Raw genomic sequence first — 21,168 nt, forward strand, 5'->3', positions numbered from 1 at the left:
TAGATTAAAAAATAGGTTCAGGCTTGTGATTAGGCTGTGACTCCATTTTATCGACTAATTCAAGATTTCTATAAGAAGCTTGATGCTTTTTATTTATCTGTAAGGCTTTCATTAGAAATATCCTAGCCAAAGGCCCGTTTCTTTTTCTTGCTAGGATAGCTCCTAGGTTTGATAAAGTACTAGTATCCTGATCGCCTAAAATTAGACCGTACAGAAAAAGCTTTTCTGCATCTTCAAAATTGTCTTGAGCAATTAACAATTCTCCCGCTAACTTATATGCTGCAGCCATATCTGGCTGTGCTTCAAGAGCTTTTCGAGCAAAAATCAAAGACTCATTGAAATTCTTTTCTCTTTGTGTAGTTGCTGCTAAATTAAGCCAATCTGCAGCAGCTTGTGGATCAGATTTATTAATTGTACTAATTCTCTCGAAATTTGAATCATCGGGGGTTGATTTACGATGTGAAGAATTTAGTGCGTCTTGCTTTAAGTCTCCAATACTGTTGCTCAGTCTATTCATGTTTTGAATAGCATCTTTGTGACCCGGGCTTAAAGTCAAAGCTTTCTCTAGTGCCGCTCTGGCTTGAGTAAATTGCCCCATATCAATTAATAGATTTGCATAATTACTGAGGAGCGCAGGCTCCTCAGGTTTAATTTCCAGACCTCTTTCATAAACTTCTTTGGCTTTCGACAGATTTCTCTCTCTCCTTAATGCTACTCCAAAGACATTGAGGAATTCAGGATCATCTCCAAAACTTCCTTCAATTTGTTCGAAAATTAATCTGGCTTCCGCATTTTCACCTAAAAGAAGACAGGCATAGGCTTTCAGCCTATATAAATTAGGATATTCTGAGAGATCTTCGCTAGCCCTATTTAACTCGTCGATGGCAGCTTGCAGCTTCCCTGACTGAAGAAGAGATTCCGCTCGGGTTTGAATCTCACTTAGTTGTTCCTGCTTAATTTGAGACACGTCGAACTGCTTTGTCATAGCATCGCTACTTTATCATTACTGCTTTGGCCTAGCTGCCCAGTTTGCTAGCCTTTCGCAGGCGTCGTTTACAGGTTTTACCCAATCACCCATTTCAATCTGCCTAACTATATTTACTGAATTATACCAATAACAAGGTGTATCATCAGCGCCAAGCCATCTCCAATCAGGATTGGTCGCCAAAATTACCGTGGTTGGTATGCCCAAGCACCCTGCACCATGTATGGTCGTGTTTGCTGCGCTGACAACATAATCACAGCATGAAACCAAAGATGACCATCTATCCATATCTTTTAAAGGATCAACATCCAAAGGATTAAGTAACTCAAGTGAGTGTTTTTGATTAAATGCATCAATCTCTTCGCGAACGTCTCCATATTGCAAAGAAATCCATCTGATATTAGGTAATCGAAAAAGGGGAAGAAATTCTTCTAGGCTCAAAGATTTCGTTTTCTTTTGCTTCGCATTCCCTCCTCCTTTCCAGCTAAAACCACAAAGGATCTGGCCATCGCGTTTGATTGATTCGTATCGATTCTGGAATTCGCGCTGTTGATCATGATCGACTTTCAAATATGGTTTAAGGTCTTCGTATTTCTGAAGTGAATCATGTCGAAGCATGGGTAGACTTCCGATGGCGACTTGGTAATCCCAATCGTCTTTGTTAATGTTTCCCTTCTTTATATCCTTGATGTCATATATTTTGCATTTTGGAAAAGATCTCCTGAAGATAGAATTTAAACGATCATAAGTTGTAATTCCAATCGCCTTTGCTTCCTCCAGTAAAGGAGATATAAGCATCCCAAACATCATTACATCTCCTATCCCCTGTTCGCCATTAATAAGTAGTTTTTTACCTTGAAGGGGGGAACCATCCCACTCAGGAATAAATTTTGATGATATTGACTTAAATACTGTTCTTTGCATACCACCCCTGCCATTGGGTACCCTTCTTCCATGCTCGTATAGTTGCCAACCACGTTCAAGCAATCCTTGCCTCAAAAGCATCAGTGCAAAATTCCAGCAGGTGTTATCATATTTTTGCCTGGTGTTTGAATCTAAATCTTGCGGGTTCTTTCGGTGTACTAATGTCGCCTCGTCAAAGATTTCCAGCGCTTTGTTGAATTCACCGAGTGATAAAAGTAGATTTGAGAACATATACGTTTGATTTAGATCCAGCTCTGAGGCATTGCAATCAATTGCACAAAGGTCGCGTGCTTTTTCGATATCACCAATCTGCAGATGTAGATCTGCCATCCCTAAGGTTAAATTGGTGTCATTTGGCTGGGCATTACGTATTGGCTCAAGTATCTTGAGTGCTAATTTATAGTGCCCGACGTCAGATAAGGCTTGTGCTTGTTGTCTTTGTATAGCCTCACGCTTGCCTGGCTTCGCATTTTCAGTTAGTAAATTCTCTGCCTCTATGTATAAACCTAGTGCCTTGGTGTAATGCCCCTCCTCACTGAGAAGATTCCCGTAATTTCGTTTTAATATAATGCTATTTGGGTGAAGGCTTAGACCACGTCTATAGATGGCGGCAGCCTCTTCAGGGCGTTGCTTCTCTCTTAAAACTGCTCCATAATTTCCAAAAATCTCAGCTGGTGGCGCATCGAAGTGTGCTATAATTGCTCTATATTTCTCTAGAGCTAATTTATAATCTTCAGTTGTGTGAGCTTTTATAGCGACCTTATAAGCCGACTTAAAATCCAAATTTTTTGTTTTTGCCATTGACAAGGTCACCTTGCAAGCTTTTCAAATTTCTCAAATCTTACCACTGTTGACGCTCTTTGATGTAAAAAAGTCGCCTCAACCAATCGCTAAAAATTTGATTTTTGGCGATTGGTCCTAAGAAAGAAAAGAGAAACCCGGACCCTTTGCATTAATTTTTTTTATATTACTTGCTTTTATAGCTTTCGCGTGTTAAATTACTTAAGCCCTCTCCTCTCTGCCGGCCGTTGATCAGGCGATGGACAGTGGTGAAACCCAGACAGGATGTCTGAAAAGTCCTTTGACTCTTGGGGTTCAACCTGTATATTGCGATCGCCGCGGACTGGCCGCGGGTTCGTTGAGGAGTTTTCTCTTTCCTTCTATGGCTGACATTCTGATCACTGCGGTCAGTGCTGCTTACACGGGCACTGACGGGCAGGACGACATTCGAAACGCTACGGGTAACCTTCGCGACATTACCGTCGCAGGTCTCTCTGGTGAAGATCTTCTGATCATCGGATCAGCTGTCTCTAACGGCACTGGTGACGGTGGTAAAGGCCTTGGTTTTTCCATTGGCTCCGCAGACCTTAAGATGGGTTAGGGTGATGACACCCTCACCTTCTCTGGTCAAGCTGGTTCAGGTTTTGCGAAATTCGAGGCAACTACCACCAAGCTTGGCGCTGGTGACGACTTTCTTGTAGTCAACGGCCTCGCCTCTGCTTCCGGCTCCACCATCAAAGGTAACGAAGGAGCTGACGAGATCACATTCGCTGCGGTTGCCAACGGCGCCACAGCTGAGAACGTTCTTATCCAAGGCAACGGTGGTGCTGACAGCATCAGTGCCTCTTGGACTGGTTCTGAAGCCAATAACTTCCGAGTTTTTGGCGGTGCCGACAACGACACCATCAACGTCCTCTTTTCGGCTGTTTCTGCAGCTGCTGGTGGTAGGAGCACTCAGTCTGCTGTCAAGGTTGGTGGCAACAAAGGAGATGACGTCATCTCCGCCACGCTCGCTGGCACTTCACAGCAGTTCCGCATCAACGGCAACAGCGGTGCTGACACACTCAGCGTGAGTGTTAACGCCGATTCCACTGCATTCGGAATTGCTGGTGGTAAGGGAGATGACTCCGTTAGCGCTACTTTCGGTGCCAACTCTGCACAGGGTGCGAGTGTTGCTGGTTCGCTAGGAAACGACACAGTCAACGTTGACATCGGTGGCGGTTTCTATTCCGGCTTCCTGATGAATGGTGCTTCCGGCGCCGACGTCATGACATTCAGCTCCGACCGAGCTGTCACTTTTGGTTCAGCTAACAGTATCCTTGGTGGTACTGGTGCTGACACCATCAATTTCAACGTTGTTGGTGGCGCAATTGCCATCACTGGTGCAAGCGGATTGGTCGTTTCCCTGGGTGCTCCAGGAATCGTCAGTGCAGGCACCACCACCTCCGAGGGTGGCGCTATCAATCTGAATGTTGCCTCCGCTGGCGCTCTTGATGGCTCTGCCTTCTTCCGTGGAACGAATACAGGTGATGACATCAACATCAGCCTGACCACCGGCAGCCTTACCGGTACAAACTTCAGCGGCGAATCTGGAGCTGACTCCATCACCCTGACCCTGGACACAGGTGCTGCAGCTTCGGCCATCTCCATCAATGCTGGTGCAGGTGCTGACCTCTTCACCGCCGACGTCAGAGCTTCTGCTGGTTTCGGTACTCAAACCGGTGGTCAGATCGCCTTCGATGGTGGTGCCGACAACGACACTATCCAGTTCAACCTTGCTTCTGGCGGTCAGATCTCTGCTGCTCAGATCGATGGTGGAGACGGAGCTGATGTCGTGGGTATCACGATGTCTAATGCTTCTGACTTCATCCGTACGAACAGTGGAGTCGAGTTCAATGGTGGATCAGGTGCTGACACCATTACCCTTACGGCTCTCACGGGTTCGAACGCTGCTGCTCGAATCCTGGGTGGATCTGGCGCTGACGTAATCTCTGGCTCCTTCATTGAAGGTTCAGCGGTTACCTTCACTGCTCAAGGCGGTGCTGGTGCAGATACCCTCAACTTCGTTGCAACTGGTGATACCGGCTCAACGGTTTCGTTCTCTGCTGGTGTTATCCGAGGCGATGCAGGTGCTGACAGCATCAACCTCGTGATCACTGGTAACAGTGCGCAAGGCATCAACTTCGGTAGTGCTGCTGGTGGTGCTGGAAACGACACCATCCGCTTCAACCTTGCTGCTTCGGCTGGTTCAGCCTCTGCAAATGTCTACGCAGGTGGCGGAGCTGACTCGATTGTCTTTAGCGGGACAACTGCTCTTGGTAACGGAAACCTGAGGGGTCTCGACTTCCACTTCCAGACTGCTGAGTCCACTGCTCAAGGCTTCGATACCATTTCGTTCAACGCAACTGCTGGTGCCAGTGTGTTGAGTGGTGGCACAATGACCTTCAGTGCTATGGGTAATGCAGCCTTTGCGAAGGCTGGAAACGTCAACACTGGTGGTGCAGTCACTGCAGGCTTCACTGCTGGTGAAGGCAGCATGACGGTCAAACTGAACTTGGGTCTGGTTGAGTTCACTATGAACTCCGCCGGTAACAATACTGGTGGTATTGCAAACAAAGCCTTCATCGCTACCGGCGGTGCGACTACTGCAAACATCATCAGTGCTGTTGACCGCGTTGTTGTCGGCCAAAACAACATTGGCGTTTTCAACATCCAGGCAGGTTCTGCTGGCGGTGTTGAAGGCTACCTGTTCGTTCAAGGTGGTCTCAACGAGGATACAGTCGTTCGCATCGACGGAGCTGATCAAACCGGCGCCGTGGTTGCTGCAGACCTTGTCTTCGATATCGCGACTGCTGGTAACTTCCGACTCACCGATGCTGGTGGTGCCGGAACCGGTGGTATCCGCTTCAACGGTGTTCTCTGATCGGGTTTTAACCTGACGAGTCACTCTTTAATTCTTGAGGAGGCATTTTGCCTCCTCTTTTTTTTGGCTTTCCTCCCTCTATCAATGCTTTTTTAGATCTTCGGGATGCTTTTGGTTTAGAGTGGCCTGTGCGCAAATGGATTCAGGTGTCATCAGCTCTCATTCAAAGCGTCTTTAAGAATCCACCATTTAATTTATTATCGCCTGAAGAGCGTAATTCCCTTCTTGATCAGGCTGAACTAGTGCGTTATGAGTTGGGTGCTCGTATTTTGCAGTATTCAACGGCCAGTCCAGGTTTGTTAGTCTTAATGCAAGGTGAGGTGAGAGTTCTATCTCAATTATCTTCTGGCAGAACAATTACCCTTGATCGTCGTGGTTCCGGTCAGTTACTTGGCTGGATATCTCTTTTGTCGAAATCGTCTGTTGAATATATTCAAGCATCTGATCAGTGTGTATGTCTTCTCATACCTTCTATGGGAATTCAGGAGGCTTTGAAATCTAACAATGCTTTTTACGATTACTTTGATTCTAAAGTAAGTCTTTCTGAAAGTCTATTTGTTCTTGATAAAGTCTTTAAGACCCTTTTATGCCCTCCCTCAGACGAAGAAGCTTGGATTCGTCAAATAGTAAAGCGTACTGTTGTTCAATCTATTCACCCTTCTGATTTCGTTTCTAATACGAAAGAATCTTATTTCTTAGCTTCTGACCTCACGCTTGATTCAGGCGAGGTATTGAATGTTGGTTCACATTTAACTAGCCACTTCTTTGATAGTGGTTTCTTTACTGGGTTAGAATCTTCTTTGCGAGTACTGATTTGCCCACATCACTTAATAGCTCCCTATCAATCGCAACTTGATTTTGATAAGAACGACCGAGTCTCTTCTCCTTCGGATTCCAATCTTTATACCATCGCAACAGATTCAGAAGAGGTCTTGGCCCGAATTGCATCAACTGAAGAATTAGGTTTTATTAACTCCGAAGATCTTGAGCCTCGTCAAAAATTTCCTTCGAGATCATCTTCTAATATTAACGGCCAAATTAGGGCGTGTATGCATAATGTAGCTGATTTATTTTCAATACCATTTTCCTCTGAGGTTATTGATAGAATTATCCAGCAACAACTTAAAAAACGTAGTAAGGTCAGTCTGGAGCTACTTGCCATCCTTGGAGAAGTCCTCGGATTGCAAACTCGGCTTGGCAAGGTTAGGCCCGATCAGTTTCATGCTGTCGTTACTCCATTTATTTTATTACAGGATTCAGGCGATTCCAGTTCTTCTAGGCCAATATTAGTTTTAGAGTCACGAAATTCAAATTATACTGTCTCTGATTCTAAGTTAGGAATAATAGAGCTTTCGCTCTCAGATATTTTTGCTAATGGTGTGGACATTAAAAGGGTTCTCCTTTTTAATAAAACAGAGACAACAAAAACTAACCGTTTCGGTTGGCAGTGGTTTGCTCCGTTGCTTAGAAAATACCGCTGGTCGTTGCTTATTGTATTCCTGGCTACTTTTGGAGCACAGATTGCTACATTAGCAATACCATTATTAATGCAGCAGATAATTGATAAAACTCTTTCCCAAGGAAACATAAGCAGTTTGAATGTTTTAGGTGGTGCGCTAATTGCTATTGCGCTTTTTCAAGCATTAATGCAGGGACTCCGCACATTCGTTTTCAAGGATACTGCCGATCGAATGGATTTGCAGCTTGGTGCCACGGTTATTGATCGTCTTCTAAGACTTCCTCTTCCATTCTTTGATCGTCGTCCTGTTGGTGAATTAAGTCAACGTCTGGGAGAAATGAATTCTATTCGTAACTTTCTTACAGGTACGGCAATCACTTCTGTTATGGATATGCTTTTTAGTGTTATTTATATTGTTGTGATGATTCTTTATAGCCCTCTATTGACCGTTGTTGCGCTTTCAACATTTCCTCTTTATGCAATGCTTGTATTTATTGTGGCTCCTCTCTATAAATCATTAATACGCAAGCAGGCGGTCGCACAAGCACGTACACAGAGTCACGTGATTGAAGTTTTGGGAGCTATTCAGACTGTTAAGGCACAAAATATAGAACTTAAAAGTCGCTGGAAATGGCAAGATCGTTATCAAGGTGTCGTTGAACAGGGATTCAAAGCAGTTACTGTTGGTACGATTAGTGGTCAAATTGGTAATTTTCTAAATACTCTCAGTAGTTTACTTCTTCTTTGGGTGGGTATGATTGAAGTTATTGAAGGCAATATTACGCTTGGTCAGCTTATTGCTTTCCGAATTATTGCCGGATATGTAACAGGTCCCTTGCTAAGGCTTTCAAATCTCTATCAAGGTTTCCAGAAAGTTAGTCTTAGTTTTGAACGACTTGGTGATATTATTAATCAGCAGCCTGAAGCAAATGCCAATACAGGTCAAATTGCATTACCACCTTTGTCTGGTGATGTCTCTTTTGACGATCTCTGCTTCCGTTTTGCTAACCAAGGTCCTTTAACTCTAGATCATGTCACCTTAAATGTTGAACATGGTCAGTTTGTTGGCGTTGCAGGTTTAAGTGGAAGTGGAAAGAGTACTTTGATGAAGTTATTAGGTCGACTGTATGAACCTATGTCTGGCCGTATATTAATTGATGCTTATGATATAGCTAAGACTGATCTTGGTTCTTTGCGTCAGCAGGTTGGAATTGTTCCACAAGAAAGCCTTCTCTTTGAAGGTAGTGTCCGAGAAAATCTATCTTTAGGACGTCCCGAGGCGGACACTGATGATATTATTAGAGCCGCAAAAGTAGCTTGTGCTCATGACTTCATTATGGATCTTCCAGATGGTTACAATACAATTTTGTCTGAGAAAGGTAGTAATTTAAGTGGTGGTCAGCGTCAGCGTTTATCTATCGCTCGGACCCTTCTAGCGGAACCTAGAATGTTGATTCTTGATGAGGCAACTAGTGCATTAGACTATCAAACTGAAGCCCAAGTTTGTGAAAATTTAAAATCCGAACTTGATGGCCGAACTGTGTTTTTCATAACACATCGGTTGGGCACTATAAGGAATGCAGATAAAATTATCATGATGCATCAAGGTCAAGTTGTTGAGGAAGGGGTACATTCTGAATTGCTTGAAATGAAAGGTCGATATTTTGCTCTTTACTCGCAACAAGAAGCTGGCGGCAATCAATAGTACTATTCATTTTCTCCTCTGACTTTCTCATGGTTATTCCATTTACTACACCTGCCGATCATTACATCCCTTCTGATCGTTATCAGCAAATCTTTGGTGTCCCGAAGATTTGGCCACACAATCGTTGGGTTCACTTAATTCATAATTGGAGAACTGGAGGTAGCAGTCTTACAGCTCTTCTTAGTGTCAATGTGCATGATAGTTATTTAAAGATCGGCCACCCCTTCACTAGGTGTGGATGGCCTGTACCGTATGACGTGCAGCCTCTTCAAATCACAGAAGCTAAGCAATTAAAATTGTGGATTAAGTCTCAAAAATCGCCTGCGATATTAGCTGGTCATACTTATGCCGGTATGCCATTAGGTTTAGGAATTTCTGACTATGACAAGTGGATTACCATGCGTGAGCCAGCTTCCAGAATGAATTCTGGGTTGTTACGCTTCCACAGAAAAACTTTAAGAAGTGATAGTCAAGATGGTGGATATGTCGGTAAGACTAAAGGTTGCGATTTCTCATCTCCGCAACAAATAATTGATATATCTAATAATCAACTTTCCCACGAACTCAATGGAATGACTCGACGGCTTGCTGGTTATGCTGCCATTAACAGTCATGAGTCATTCTCATCAGATCTCGAATCCTGCGAGTTACTAGATAATAAACCTATTGATCAATCTACTTTTGATCTAGCTATGGACTACCTCTCAGCTACTAACTGGATTTACTTAACAGATCAAGTGTTGCCTTCGATTTTAATATTAGAATCCCTGTATGGGTTAAAACCATTTATACATCCTTGTTCTGACCTTATTCATAATCCTCAATGGAATGCAAGTGGTGTTACACGTATACAGCAATCGCTTTTGTCTGAAAATCGTTCATTGCTTGAATCGCTTAATCAATGGGATGTTAAATTATTCTCTAGAGCTAAATCTTTATTTTGGAGCATGTGGAAGGAATGTGATGTTCCTCCTGCTCGCCTAAAAGCCAGGAGAATACTCCAATGTAAGCCACTGATCTCACCCGTTCAACTTAAGAAAGATTCTGCTAATGCCCGTAAAGTAATAGAATCAAAAATTAATTTCCGTATACAGCATGAGGCCGATCATGAGGTGCAATATTGGATCGAAAAAGACGGTTTAGGCGCTAATTTCTGGAAACATCTTTAGTTCTGGACATCTTGCATTAAATACTTGTCTATAATATCTTTGGTTTTTTTGTCAAGCCAGTTCTCAAAAAGTTCTTCTGCTAGCATTTTACGTGTATCTTTATCAAGTTGTAGCTCTATTCTTTTGGTGATTTCTAGGATTGCGTAGTTTTTTCCCATCCTGAACGGTTCGCTAACTTTATTCAACTCTAGGCCTGTAATTATTGATTTAATTTCTTTTCCTAATTTATTGCTTGGAATATTTTCGTATATTCCACAGAATTTCTTTTCTGGGTCGATGCCCCATTTATTGGATACTGATTCCCACTCTTCTTCCTGGTTCATGATTCTTTGTTGAGCTTCTAGGATTACTCCTTTATTTTGATTTCTCAACAGTTTAAAGCTGTATTTGTCTAGAGTATCTTTTCTGTTTAAGTAATGTCTGTCTGTTTGACTGCTAAACCAATCCCATGATAGGGCATCCTTTGCTCTTTCGAAGAGTGTTTCTGCTGATGTTTCTTCTGTATTATTCTCAATTCCATCTAAATATATATAAATAGCCCTAACTAGGCGAGACTTGATAAGTGTAGTCAATAGGTTTAGCTGATCAAGCTCTTTGCATAGAGTACTTGTTAGTCCATCTTTAAATTCGGCTATTGATGTATCTTTTGTTAGCGTGTCTTCGATTTCCTCAATTCTTATCTTTTTATTCATAGTTTTTTGATGTTAAGTTTGATGTGCTGAAGCTCTCCAAAATTTTGAGTGTCTTTCGGCTTTACGACTCTAACAAGTAAGGCGTCTCTGGGCGAAGTCATAGTTTCAGTTGCATATGTTCGGTGAAATGTAAGTCCATCGAAAATTATCATGTCCCCCCTGTTAAGCCTTGGGCGTTTTATTTGTGAGTTTTTGTCTACTTCTTTTGCTTGTTTCTCGAATATCTCTACCTTCTTTCCATCATAACCATAAATACCCTTAAACGAATTTACTTCTAGATTGTGTATTGATAGCCCTGGTATTTGTTCCCCAAATCCGTCCTGGAGTGATGCCATTAATACAATCATCGCTCTATTGCCGTGTTTGGGGTTGCTGTCTTGATGCCACGTTAAATTGCTTGCATTGTGTCCAAGTTTTCGAGAATGGTCTTCAGACATTGGCCATGTTCTTCGAAGGAGAGTCTTTTGTCTGATAATTGCTATTTCATCTCCGATGTTTGTTTGTAACAAGTTTTTTGCCTTTTTTAGCATTGCAAGTGCACCGCTGAGCTGATGTCTCTTCTCAACTGAATCTCCCAGTGTAATTTCATCGGCGATGTATAAGGGTCTATCGCTTACCTTTTTGAATCTCTGGTCTGCAATTCTTAGAAGTCTTTGTATTTTTATTTCAGGGAGCGATTTTTCGATAGTGATGTATTGACCTGTTTTTAGCTTTCGAAATTGATTTTCTTCGTCCTCTTTTTCGGCGCCTAAGTGAATCGTCATTTTCTCCCTTGGGTAGAGTGCCATGGCCTTTTGGAATTTACTAATGAAGTTCTTGCCTTTGAGATGATTCCACTTCATTTTCCTGAGTCTGTACAAGTATATAGTCTCTGTTTTTATTGTAATGAACTAGCTTTGTATCATCTTGTGGGTCCATGATGCGTTTTTAAAGTTTGATGTGCTGTCTTGCGTTGCTTGCTCTTGATCTCGGTCGATGAAATGTAGCTGGACCATTTTGGTTGCTGCCTTTTGCTTGGCATTCGGCTTGAGGACCTTGCTGTTGATTGATGCTACGACTCTTTGGAGTGACGAGCTCTACACCGTTGGCAAGAGTTTTCAGCCCAGTCTTCGAAGTCTCTTGGTGATGCTCCGGGAAGACACTCACCCCCCCGCCTATTACGTTCTGCTTTGGTTTTGGGGGAATCTTGTTGGACAAAGTCCTATAAGTCTTCGTTTTTTGTCTTGGCTGGCCTATCTGGCCGGTGGATTTGTGATGGTTCTACAGGCGATGGCCCTAGGGGGGGGGCGTCTCAGGGTGGCGGCCATCGCAGCGCTGCTGGCTTTCTGTAGCCCTTATCCGATCCGCTTTGCGATCGAGGGCAAGAGCTATGCCGTGCTTGTACTTTTTGTGGCTCTGGCCTGGTGGTGGCGCCGTTCGGGCCATCCCATCGCTTACGGGGCGGTGGCCGGGCTGGCAGGACTGACCCACTTCTATGGATTGTTTCTGGTGCTGGCGGCCGCGGCTTGGGATGGTTGGCAACGCCGCTGGACATTTGCTGCCGCCGCCTTGATCGGAGTCATCCCGGCCTTGGCCTGGATGGCTTATGCAGCTGACTATTTATTCAGCTCCCGGGCCGCCAGTTGGATCGGTGTGCCGGATTACGCCTTGTTTGAGGAAACCTTGGCCCGCGGCCTTGGACTCTGGCCGCTGCCCAAATTGGCTCTGATCCTGCTGTTGCTGGAGTTGCTGCGGCGTTGGGGAGGGCTGCGTCGGATCCCCTGGCCGGCTTGGAATCTGCTCGATCGAAGCGGTCTGATCCCGTCCCTGCTGATGGTCCTGGGGGTGGTTGTTGTGTCGTTCGTGAAGCCAATGGCCTTCAGCCGTTATTTCGTGGTGCTGTTACCGGCTGTGGTGCCCGTCTTGTCGGTGCAGATTGGTGGTTTGGAGCTCAATCGCTTCGGCCGTGGCTGTGGTCTTGTTGTGCTGGGGCTGATTTTGGCCAGCTGGTGGGGGCCGGGGTTCAGCGAGCTTGATGCCGGGCTTGGTGGTGTACGGGAACAGGACCAGTTCCGTCAGATCAGTCAGCGCACCAGCGGGTTGGAGGAGCGCTACAGCCCCCGCGAGCGTTTGTTCAACCTCAGCGACCGGATGGAGGCGGCGATGGGGAGGATTCCTTCGCCATCAGCGCCGTGGGGGGGAAAGGCGGATCTGAAGCAACGGCTGCAGGGACTGGATCAGCCGCAGCAACTTTGGCTGGCCAGCAGTGGGCCGCCGCTGGCTATGAAGCGCAAGCTCAAACCGCTGCAATCGCAGGTTGAGCTTGCGGGTTTCCGCTGTGAACCGCAAGCTACCGACCTCACCCATGCACGGCTGTTGCGTTGCCGATCTGAATCCATGGGCCTGTCCAAATGAGCTGTTCGGCAGCCTCGCTCGTGCAAGCCAGAAGCAGCGGGCCGCAGGTCTGCGGGTCCACCAGCAGCTCCAGCAGGGCAGCGGAGGGCTGCTGGTGCAGCTGAACAGGCCCCTCCAGCCACCGCCAGGCTGCCCGGTTGGACGGGGCCAGCGTGCTGGAGACGCCGCGTTCGAACAGCTCCAGCGCACCGTGGTAGGTCGGGATAGCAGGGTTGTCCAACTCGACCTTGAGTCCTGGGTCGTTCTGGAGCATCTCGCCCAGATGTCCAAGCAGGCCGAAACCGGTGATGTCGGTGCAGGCGTGAATGTCCTTCCGGACCGGCTCCACCTGCTCAAGAAGCGTGTGCTGGCTGCACGCCATGCCCCGCAGCGCAGCATCCAGATCAGGAGCTTTCGTGGCGCCGCTCATGGCCCCTGCAAACAGCACCCCGGTGCCAAGGGGGCGACTGATCAGCAGGGCATCACCGGGCCGCAGGCCTGATTTCAGCCAGGGCGGTTTGCTGTTGCTGCCGTTCACCGTGAGGGTGACCTGCACCCCGAGGCTTGCCGGCACGGGTGCGGCGCTGCGCGACTCCATCGTGTGTCCACCGATCAGTTCGGCGCCCTGTTCATCCAGAACCGAGCGGATGCCGGCGAGGGTCTGCACCAGCAGCTCCTGCTGATCGTTGGCCGGGATCATCGGCAGCGTGATCGTTGCCATAGCGCTGGAGACCTCAGCACCGCAGGCCCACAGATCAGAGCAGGCATGCAGGGCCGTCAGACGGCCGTTCAGCCAGGGGTCACTCACCAGGGCCGGAAAGCCATCCATGCTTTGCAGCAGCTCTTGATTGCCAGGGAGAAGAGCGGCGTCTTCCGGCTGCCCCCCCAGCCCCACCCGTTCCAGGGCTGCGCCCAGGGGTTGGGCGGGCAACTTGGCTGCGCAACCCCGGCAGGCCATCGGAGCCGCATCGGGCATCGTCGGCGGTCGCTGAAATCCGGCCATGAAGGCGCGGTCGATGCGTTGCTTCAGGCGCCAAATCAGGGGGGATGGCCCCAGCCGCCAGCTGCCCCACCGCGCCCAGGCGGCATCCTCATGGCTGCCGATCAGCTGCAGCGCCTGACGCTGCGGATTCCAGGGGCGCAGGGGTTGGCCCCGGCAGGCTGCTTCCAGATTGCTGGCCAAGGGGCGTCCGGCGCGTACCGCCCACACCCCTGACGCCGGGCGGGGCGCGGCGCTGATCACGGCACAGTCTCCGCTAGCGAACAGGGATGGATGCCCGTCCACCCTCAGACAGCGATCCGTGCGGATCCGGCCATCGGGATCCAGCGGTAGACCGGCCTTCGCAAGCCAAGCGGGACCCTGGCTTCCTGTGCAAAGCAGGCTGGGTCCGCAGGGGTGGCTGTCGTCATTGATCAAGTCGATGCGCGCCCGTCGCAGCACCCGTTGCAGTGCTCGATCCAGTTGCCCAGGACGCTGTTGCAGCTCCAGCGCCCGTTGCGGCCAGCGGCGACGCAGTGCTAAGACGACTTCCAAACCGGCAGCTCCCGCTCCGATTACCCGCAGGGGCTTGGGGTCGCATGAATCTTCGCTCTCCAGAAAGGCGAGCGACGCTTCCAAGGGCTTGATCGGCATCCCAGTGGCGCTCGGTCGGCTTACTGCGCCCACATCCATGCTGAGCCAATCAAAGTGGAGTGCAGGCCGATCGCGAAGCGTCAGCCAGTTCTGCTGAGGGTTCAATCCGGTGATTTCCGCTTCCACGAAGGCCACTCCGGCCCTGTCACAGAGCTGGCGCAGGTCGATGGCGAGCTCGTCGCGCTGATAGAGACCGGCAATCAGCCCAGGCACCATGCCGGAATACAGAGCTGTGCTGCTGCGGTTCACCAGCGTGATGCTGTGCGGCGGGCGTCGCTCCGGCCGCATCGCCCAGCGATTGAGCAGAAGCGCATGGCTATGGCCGCCGCCGGCCAGGAGCAGCACACCAGTTGTACTCATGGGTTGTGCCGATACCCCGCTGGATTGGCCTGCTGCCAGGCCCAGCCATCGCGGCACATCTCCTCCAGGCTTCGGCGGGCACTCCAGCCGAGCACGCTCCGCGCGGTCTGGGGGCAGGCCTCGAGGCGGGGCACATCGCCGGGTCGACGCTCCACAACTTCGTAGGGGATGGTCAAGCCTGTGGCCTGTTCGAAACCGTGCACCACGTCCAGCACGCTGAGGCCACGGCCGGTGCCGATGTTCAGGGTTAAGGGATCAGACGTTTGCCGCTCGAACAAGTGATCAAGAGCCGTGCCATGGGCTTCGGCCAGATCCATCACGTGCAGGTAATCCCGGATGCCGGTGCCATCCGGTGTGGGGTAGTCCTGGCCGAAGATGCGTAATCGATCCCGGCGGCCTGCGGCTACCTGGGTGATGTAAGGGAACAAGTTATTGGGAATTCCCATCGGGTCTTCACCGATCCGTCCGCTTGGATGAGCGCCAACCGGGTTGAAGTAGCGCAGGCAAGCCACTTGCCATTGGCCCGAGCGACAAAGGGCCCCCAGCATCTGTTCCACCGCCACTTTGGTCTGGGCATAGGGGTGGACCGGCGCCGTTGGCATGTCTTCCCGCAGTGGGAACGTTTCGGGTTCTCCGTAGGCGGTGGATGTGCTGCTGAAAACCAAGGTTCGGCAGCCGTAACGCTCCATAGCTGCCGCTAGCACGCGGCTGCCGTTCACATTCACATCCCAGTAAAGGAGTGGGTTGGCGACCGATTCCCCAACGGCTTTCAGTCCGGCAAAATGAATCACCCCATCCACGGCTCCAGCAGCGCTGAAGGCCTGATCCACAGCGCTGGGGTTACGCACGTCCCCCTCCACCAGGGTCAGCTGGGTTGAACCTGCCAGCGCCTGCACCCGCTTCAGAGCTTCGGGGCTGCTGTTGTCGAAGTTGTCGAGCACCACAAGCTCGTGGCCCTTCTCCAGCAGCACAAGGCAGGTGTGACTCCCAATGAAGCCGGCACCTCCAGTGATGAGGACCCTCCGGCTCATGTCTGCAACCGTTTGCATCCCCTGATTCTGGATCAACTTGATTGCAAAAGGCTGCCGCCATAAGCGATTTAGCTTAGTTTTTACCCATTGCATTGGGCTTGTGAAGAGCGGAACGGTGGTTCCGAAGTTGCAGCGAGCGATTGGGGTAGAAGGTCAAGCTCTTCTTGACCGGTTCAACCTGCTCAAGCCCTTGGTAGAGCAAATGCTGATCAGTGAGGCGATCGCCCACGTCGTGGTCTCACATGAACAGCTGGAGCAGGCGCGGCTCGGCTTGCTTGAGCAGCGTGGTTACGACGGCATCGAGCAGTGGGCGGAGCTTCTGGGTGAGTGGGGGCGTAGCGAGGGGGAGGTTCTGGAGCGTCTTCGCCACGGCATTCGTCGCCGCAGCTTCATTCGGGAGCGTTTCGCGGCTAAGGCTGAGGCGCGCTTCCTGGAACGCAAGAACGAGCTGGATCAGGTGGTGTACAGCCTGCTTCGTCTAGAGAACAGCTTTCTGGCGCGTGAGCTCTACCTGCAGATCGAATCGGGTGAATCCAATTTCGCCGATCTGGCCAAGCGCTACGCCGAGGGACCGGAACGCAACACCAACGGAATCGTGGGCCCCGTCTCCCTCACCCAGGCGCATCCGATCTTGGTCGAGAAGTTACGGGTCGCTCAGCCCGGTGTGCTGCTTGAACCCTTCCGAATTTCGGATTGGTGGCTGGTGGTTCGGTTGGAGCGTTACTCACCAGCAACGTTCACCGATGAGGTTTCTGATCAGATGTGCCAAGAAATGTTCGACGCCTGGATCGACGAGGAAACCGCCAACAGCTTGAGCCTGCTTGCCTCTGGAACGACAGAGCCGGCGCCCACAAATGACTTCAGCGACTTCAGCATCTCCCGATGACCCAGACACCGTCTTTCCCGTTGCTGGAGCATCCGGCCTTCCGCGGTGTCTCTGATGTCTCGGCTTACAGGTTGGAGAGCAGCAGCAATTTGCTCCGTTTCGAGCTTGGCGGGCAGCTGTGTGATCCCAACGACATCCCGGCCCGGATCCTGGTCATCCTCCAAGGCCAGGCTAGGCTTGTTGGTCGTAACAATGGCCGCCTCACGACGGTCGGCAAGTTCGGCCCCGGCAGTGTGATTGGGGCCGCCAGTCATCTTTGCGGTGCCCCTTGCGAGAACGTGATCGCCGCTGAGGAGGTGATTGCCTGTGCACTCTCCGACGAACTCTGGCGCGAGCTCTATTACAGCGAACCCACATTCCGAAACTGGTGCGATCAACAGCTCTGGCCCCAGGAGCTGCTCAAGCTGTTGGAAGCTCTTGAGCAGAACAACCCTGAGACCGAGAGCTCTGCCCTTGAAAAGCTGGACAGTGCCCTGCATTCCGCCGAGCGCTGTGCTCCGAACTCCACTGCGGTGGATGCAGCCCTGGCTGCCGGGAAGCGTCTGTATGTCACAAGTGCGTGGGGCGATCTGACCGTCGGTCAACCGGTTCGATCATTTGCGGACATGCCGTCCTGCGAACCTTTTTCGCTGCGTCTGGTGGCGCTGCCGTCAATCGAGGCTTCCGCCTTGGAGCCCCTGGATGAGAGCGATCCAGAGAAAGCCCTGACGCCGTTCGAATCCATTCAAGATGCCGAGATACTTCCCCCCGTCAGCAGCTACAGCCCAGAGCGGAATGTGGTGGACGGTCTAAGGCTGATTCGTGCTGATGGTTCTCTTCAGGAAACCTTGGCCTGTTTTCAGATGCTGGCGCAGCTGATGAAGCTGCCGTTTCGCCGTGATTCGATCGAGAAGGTTCTTCAGGACAACCTCGGTCGTGGCCTGACTCCGAATCTCCAGCTCTGTGGGCAGCTGGCGGCCAGTCTTGGTCTGCACGTAATGGCGGCAAGGGTCCCGGCGGGAGCGGGAACGCGTCTCCAGGTGCCCTCAATGCTCCCGTGGAAGGGAGGCTTTGCTCTGGTGATCGCCAGCAGTGAGCGGGGTCTGAAGCTGGCCTCGCCCAGGCAGGGCATGGTGACCCTGGCGCCGGATGATCTCGCGGAGCAGTTCCCCGATGGGATTGAACTGCTTCTGATGGAGCGGTCCAATTCCACGCCCGATCAGAAGTTCGGCCCAGGGTGGTTTTGGCCTGCTCTGAAGCGCTATCGAGGCGTGTTGATCCAGGTGCTGTCCGCCAGTTTTGTGGTGCAGCTGTTCACCCTGGCCAATCCGCTGCTGATCCAGGTGATCATCGACAAGGTGATTACCCAGCGCAGCCTGGACACGCTGCAAGTACTTGGAATCGCCCTCGTGGTGGTGACCATTCTTGAGGGGGTGCTCGGCAGCCTCAAGACCTTCCTTTTTGCGGAAACCACCAACCGGATTGATCAGCGCCTTGGGGCTGAGGTGATCGACCACCTGTTGCGTCTTCCCCTTGGCTATTTCGATCGGCGCCCTGTGGGTGAATTGGGAACTCGGGTGGCTGAACTGGAGAAGATCCGCAATTTCCTCACCGGTCAAGCCCTCAACACCATCCTGGATGCCGCCTTTTCTGTGATCTACATCGCGGTGATGCTGATTTACAGCTGGCTGCTCACGTTGATCGCCCTCTCCGTTCTTCCGATTCAGATCGGACTGACGATCGTGGGTGCGCCCCTCTTCCGCCGTCAGTTCCGTGCGGCTGCTGAAGAAAACGCCAAGACCCAGAGTCATCTGGTGGAGGTGCTCACCGGCATCCAGACGGTGAAGGCCCAGAACGTGGAGATGGTCAGCCGCTGGCGCTGGCAGGGTTTCTATTCCCAATACATCGCCCGCACCTTTGAGAAAACCATCACCGGCACGGCCCTGAATCAGACCAGCCAGGTGCTGCAGAAGATCTCTCAGTTAATGGTGCTCTGGATTGGTGCCTCCATGGTGCTGAGTGGCGATCTGACTCTGGGGCAGCTGATCGCGTTCCGGATTATCTCCGGTTACGTCACCCAACCCCTGCTGCGCCTGTCCACGATCTGGCAGAACATCCAGGAACTGCGCGTCAGCTTTGAACGGCTTGCCGATGTGATCGATACACCAGAGGAATCCGATGAAGTCGATAAATCAAAGGTGATGCTGCCACCGCTGCAGGGAGACGTGCGGTTTGAGAATTTGTCCTTTCGATTCCGTCCCGGGCAGCCGCAGGTGCTGAAGGAAGTGAATCTTGAGATTCCTGCCGGCACCTTTGTGGGCATCGTGGGCCAGAGCGGAAGCGGCAAGAGCACGCTGATGAAACTGCTGCCCCGGCTCTATGCACCCGAGGGAGGCCGGATCCTGATCGATGACTACGACATCGGAAAGGTCGAGCTTTATTCCCTGCGTCGTCAGATCGGCATTGTTCCTCAGGATCCCCTCTTGTTCAGCGGAACCGTGAGTGACAACATTGCGCTCACAAACCCTGAAGCGTCCAGTGAGGAGATCGTGCGGGCCGCACGTCTCGCGAATGCCCATGACTTCATCATGGATCTTCCCAGTGGCTACAGCACGCCTGTTGGTGAACGGGGTGCTGCCCTCAGCGGAGGACAGAGACAGCGAGTTGCCATCGCCCGCACCTTGCTGAGCAACCCCAGGCTGCTGGTGATGGATGAGGCCACAAGCGCCCTCGACTACGAAACCGAACGGAAGGTCTGCGACAACCTTCTCGACAACCTCAACGACCGCACCGTCTTCTTCATCACCCACCGTCTGTCGACCATCCGTAAGGCCGACGTGATTGTGATGTTGCACCAGGGAGCTGTTGTTGAAGTCGGCACGCACGATGACCTCATGACGCACCGCGGTCGCTATTACGCCCTTTACCGCCAGCAGGAGAGCTCCTGATGAAGATGAATCCTCAAAAGTTGACGGCCCTCGTCAGGCAGGGGTCCAGCAATCTGGTTGGCACGTCCCGGGACTTTCTGCGTCGCTTTGACCCCGGCGACATGGGAGATGCAACCGATCTCAACACCTACGACGAATCGATTCTTCAGCAGGGTCGCTTCTGGATGCGCACCGTCACCTGGACCCTGATTGGCAGCAGTCTGTTCGGTGTGGCCTGGCTGGCCTTTGCTCGGACGGAGGAGATCGTCGTAGCACCAGGCCAGCTGGAGCCGATCGGATCAGTCCAGGACATCCAGATGCCCGTGGGCGGTGTGGCGGATCAAATCCTCGTGGCCGAAGGTGATCGTGTGAAGGCCGGCCAGGTGCTGATGAAGCTGGACACTGAAGCCAGTGAGGAACAGCGCGTGAGTCTTGAAAAAAACATCAAGCTCATGCAGGAACAACTGCAGTTGAAAGAGCAGGAAAAGCTCAAAACCATCCAGGTCAATCAGGAAGAGGTGCTGATGTTGGAGAACAATCTGCAGTTGCAGGCCGAAATCCTGGAGCGCTACGAGCAGTTGGAGGCAGCTGGTGCCTTTTCCGAAGTGCAATACCTCAATCAGCAGAACGTCGTTGTCGAAACCCGCGGAAAATTGATGCAGACCAAGGCGGAACGCTTGCGCCAGATCGCCCTTCTCGATCAACAGACGGCTCAATTGAAGTCGGAGCTTGCCGATCTCAATGGGCGCTTGGTGGAGAGCAAGGTCACCCTGCGTTATCAGCAGCTCAGGTCGCCTGTGGATGGCGTGATCTTTGATCTCAAGCCCACGTCCCGTGGCTTCACCGCCCAATCCACCCAGACGGTCATGAAGGTGGTGCCGATGGGTTCGCTCGAAGCGAAGGTGGAGGTGCCAAGCAACAAGATCGGTTTTGTGCAGGTGCCACCGGGTTGTCCTGAAAAGCGTGACGCTTGCATGACTGCCGATATCAGCATCGACTCCTTCCCTTCCACTGATTTCGGAGTGCTCAAGGGCAAAGTGATTCGCATCGGTTCCGATGCCCTAGAGCCTGACCCCCAGGAGCAGCGTCAGGAACTCAGTTTCCCGGTCACGATTCAGCTGGATGATCAACAGCTGAAGCTCAAGACGGGATCCTCCTTGCCCCTGCAGGTGGGCATGAGCCTGACGGCGAACATCAAGCTGCGCAAGGTCTCCTACCTGCAGCTGCTGCTGGGAGAATTCCAGGACAAGGCGGAATCGCTACAGCGTCTCTGAGTCAGTGCGGATCCTTTTCGTTCATCAGAACTTTCCAGGGCAGTACGTCCATATCCTTCGCCGTTTGT

The 21,168-nt window shown here is 50.9% G+C and carries 15 protein-coding genes; 8 read left to right on the forward strand and 7 right to left on the reverse strand.

All coding sequences use genetic code 11. The features are described 5' to 3' along the window. Window positions 1–4 precede the first annotated feature (4 nt). On the reverse strand, window positions 5–985 hold the full coding sequence (locus DXY29_RS10100) for a lipopolysaccharide assembly protein LapB (RefSeq protein ID WP_115024871.1): 981 nt from the start codon (window positions 983–985) through the stop codon (window positions 5–7). Window positions 986–1,003: 18 nt separating this feature from the next. Next, complete coding sequence (locus DXY29_RS10105) at window positions 1,004–2,710, reverse strand: tetratricopeptide repeat protein (protein WP_115024872.1); 1,707 nt, start codon at window positions 2,708–2,710, stop codon at window positions 1,004–1,006. Window positions 2,711–3,071: 361 nt separating this feature from the next. Between DXY29_RS10105 and DXY29_RS10110 the strand changes: the two genes are divergently transcribed. After that, window positions 3,072–3,290, forward strand: a complete 219-nt coding sequence (locus DXY29_RS10110) for a hypothetical protein (RefSeq protein ID WP_115024873.1) — start codon at window positions 3,072–3,074, stop codon at window positions 3,288–3,290. A gap of 36 nt (window positions 3,291–3,326) precedes the next feature. On the opposite strand, the gene DXY29_RS13545 is transcribed toward DXY29_RS10110, so the two are convergent. Further along, on the reverse strand, window positions 3,327–3,503 hold the full coding sequence (locus tag DXY29_RS13545; protein WP_170952190.1) for a hypothetical protein: 177 nt from the start codon (window positions 3,501–3,503) through the stop codon (window positions 3,327–3,329). 255 nt (window positions 3,504–3,758) lie between these two features. Between DXY29_RS13545 and DXY29_RS10115 the strand changes: the two genes are divergently transcribed. From DXY29_RS10115 to DXY29_RS13085, 3 genes are read left to right on the forward strand one after another with little or no spacing between them, the layout of a single operon-like run. Next, window positions 3,759–5,612: a hypothetical protein gene (locus DXY29_RS10115; protein ID WP_136987751.1), complete on the forward strand. Its 1,854-nt coding sequence runs from the start codon at window positions 3,759–3,761 to the stop codon at window positions 5,610–5,612. Window positions 5,613–5,659: 47 nt separating this feature from the next. After that, a complete protein-coding gene (locus DXY29_RS10120; protein WP_115024875.1) occupies window positions 5,660–8,776 on the forward strand; it encodes an ABC transporter transmembrane domain-containing protein in 3,117 nt (1,038 codons plus the stop codon). A gap of 29 nt (window positions 8,777–8,805) precedes the next feature. Continuing rightward, window positions 8,806–9,945, forward strand: a complete 1,140-nt coding sequence (locus DXY29_RS13085) for a hypothetical protein (protein ID WP_136987752.1) — start codon at window positions 8,806–8,808, stop codon at window positions 9,943–9,945. Here DXY29_RS13085 and DXY29_RS10125 read toward each other — a convergent pair. Together DXY29_RS10125 and DXY29_RS10130 are read right to left on the reverse strand one after the other, a co-directional pair. Beyond that, entirely contained in the window at window positions 9,942–10,637 is a 696-nt protein-coding gene (locus DXY29_RS10125; protein WP_115024876.1) for a hypothetical protein, read from the reverse strand. The genes DXY29_RS13085 and DXY29_RS10125 overlap by 4 nt on opposite strands. After that, complete coding sequence (locus tag DXY29_RS10130) at window positions 10,634–11,479, reverse strand: hypothetical protein (protein WP_115024877.1); 846 nt, start codon at window positions 11,477–11,479, stop codon at window positions 10,634–10,636. Before DXY29_RS10130 ends, DXY29_RS10125 begins: the two co-directional genes overlap by 4 nt. 193 nt (window positions 11,480–11,672) lie before the next feature. Here DXY29_RS10130 and DXY29_RS10135 point away from each other — a divergent pair, with 193 nt between their 5' ends. Beyond that, the gene (locus DXY29_RS10135; protein ID WP_244279369.1) at window positions 11,673–13,031 is read left to right on the forward strand and encodes a glycosyltransferase family 39 protein; all 1,359 of its coding nucleotides are present in this window, start codon (window positions 11,673–11,675) and stop codon (window positions 13,029–13,031) included. On the opposite strand, the gene selD is transcribed toward DXY29_RS10135, so the two are convergent. Further along, window positions 12,976–15,003, reverse strand: a complete 2,028-nt coding sequence (gene selD / locus DXY29_RS10140; RefSeq protein ID WP_115024879.1) for a selenide, water dikinase SelD — start codon at window positions 15,001–15,003, stop codon at window positions 12,976–12,978. The two genes, DXY29_RS10135 and selD, sit on opposite strands and share 56 nt — an antisense overlap. Continuing rightward, complete coding sequence (gene galE / locus DXY29_RS10145) at window positions 15,000–16,034, reverse strand: UDP-glucose 4-epimerase GalE (RefSeq protein WP_115025051.1); 1,035 nt, start codon at window positions 16,032–16,034, stop codon at window positions 15,000–15,002. Before galE ends, selD begins: the two co-directional genes overlap by 4 nt. 115 nt (window positions 16,035–16,149) lie before the next feature. Here galE and DXY29_RS10150 point away from each other — a divergent pair, with 115 nt between their 5' ends. From DXY29_RS10150 to DXY29_RS10160, 3 genes are read left to right on the forward strand one after another with little or no spacing between them, the layout of a single operon-like run. Beyond that, window positions 16,150–16,920 (forward strand): peptidylprolyl isomerase, encoded by a 771-nt coding sequence (locus DXY29_RS10150; RefSeq protein ID WP_244279370.1) that lies wholly within the window; start codon window positions 16,150–16,152, stop codon window positions 16,918–16,920. Continuing rightward, complete coding sequence (locus tag DXY29_RS10155; protein ID WP_115024881.1) at window positions 16,917–19,847, forward strand: type I secretion system permease/ATPase; 2,931 nt, start codon at window positions 16,917–16,919, stop codon at window positions 19,845–19,847. Before DXY29_RS10150 ends, DXY29_RS10155 begins: the two co-directional genes overlap by 4 nt. Continuing rightward, window positions 19,847–21,100 carry an HlyD family secretion protein gene (locus tag DXY29_RS10160; protein ID WP_115024882.1) on the forward strand — a complete coding sequence of 418 codons (1,254 nt, stop codon included), beginning with the start codon at window positions 19,847–19,849 and terminating at the stop codon, window positions 21,098–21,100. The genes DXY29_RS10155 and DXY29_RS10160 overlap by 1 nt, the downstream gene beginning before the upstream one ends. Window positions 21,101–21,168: the final 68 nt, after the last annotated feature.

The organism is Synechococcus sp. UW69 (assembly GCF_900474185.1).
Taxonomy (GTDB): domain Bacteria; phylum Cyanobacteriota; class Cyanobacteriia; order PCC-6307; family Cyanobiaceae; genus Parasynechococcus.

Excerpts from the sequence above, each read along its gene's own strand:
- DXY29_RS10100 (WP_115024871.1), bottom strand. The coding sequence starts at position 985 with ATGACAAAGCAGTTCGACGTGTCTCAAATTAAGCAGGAACAACTAAGT.
- DXY29_RS10105 (WP_115024872.1), bottom strand. The coding sequence starts at position 2,710 with ATGGCAAAAACAAAAAATTTGGATTTTAAGTCGGCTTATAAGGTCGCT.
- DXY29_RS10110 (WP_115024873.1), top strand. The coding sequence starts at position 3,072 with ATGGCTGACATTCTGATCACTGCGGTCAGTGCTGCTTACACGGGCACT.
- DXY29_RS13085 (WP_136987752.1), top strand. The coding sequence starts at position 8,806 with ATGGTTATTCCATTTACTACACCTGCCGATCATTACATCCCTTCTGAT.
- DXY29_RS10125 (WP_115024876.1), bottom strand. The coding sequence starts at position 10,637 with ATGAATAAAAAGATAAGAATTGAGGAAATCGAAGACACGCTAACAAAA.
- DXY29_RS10130 (WP_115024877.1), bottom strand. The coding sequence starts at position 11,479 with ATGAAGTGGAATCATCTCAAAGGCAAGAACTTCATTAGTAAATTCCAA.
- selD (WP_115024879.1), bottom strand. The coding sequence starts at position 15,003 with ATGAGTACAACTGGTGTGCTGCTCCTGGCCGGCGGCGGCCATAGCCAT.
- galE (WP_115025051.1), bottom strand. The coding sequence starts at position 16,034 with ATGAGCCGGAGGGTCCTCATCACTGGAGGTGCCGGCTTCATTGGGAGT.
- DXY29_RS10155 (WP_115024881.1), top strand. The coding sequence starts at position 16,917 with ATGACCCAGACACCGTCTTTCCCGTTGCTGGAGCATCCGGCCTTCCGC.
- DXY29_RS10160 (WP_115024882.1), top strand. The coding sequence starts at position 19,847 with ATGAAGATGAATCCTCAAAAGTTGACGGCCCTCGTCAGGCAGGGGTCC.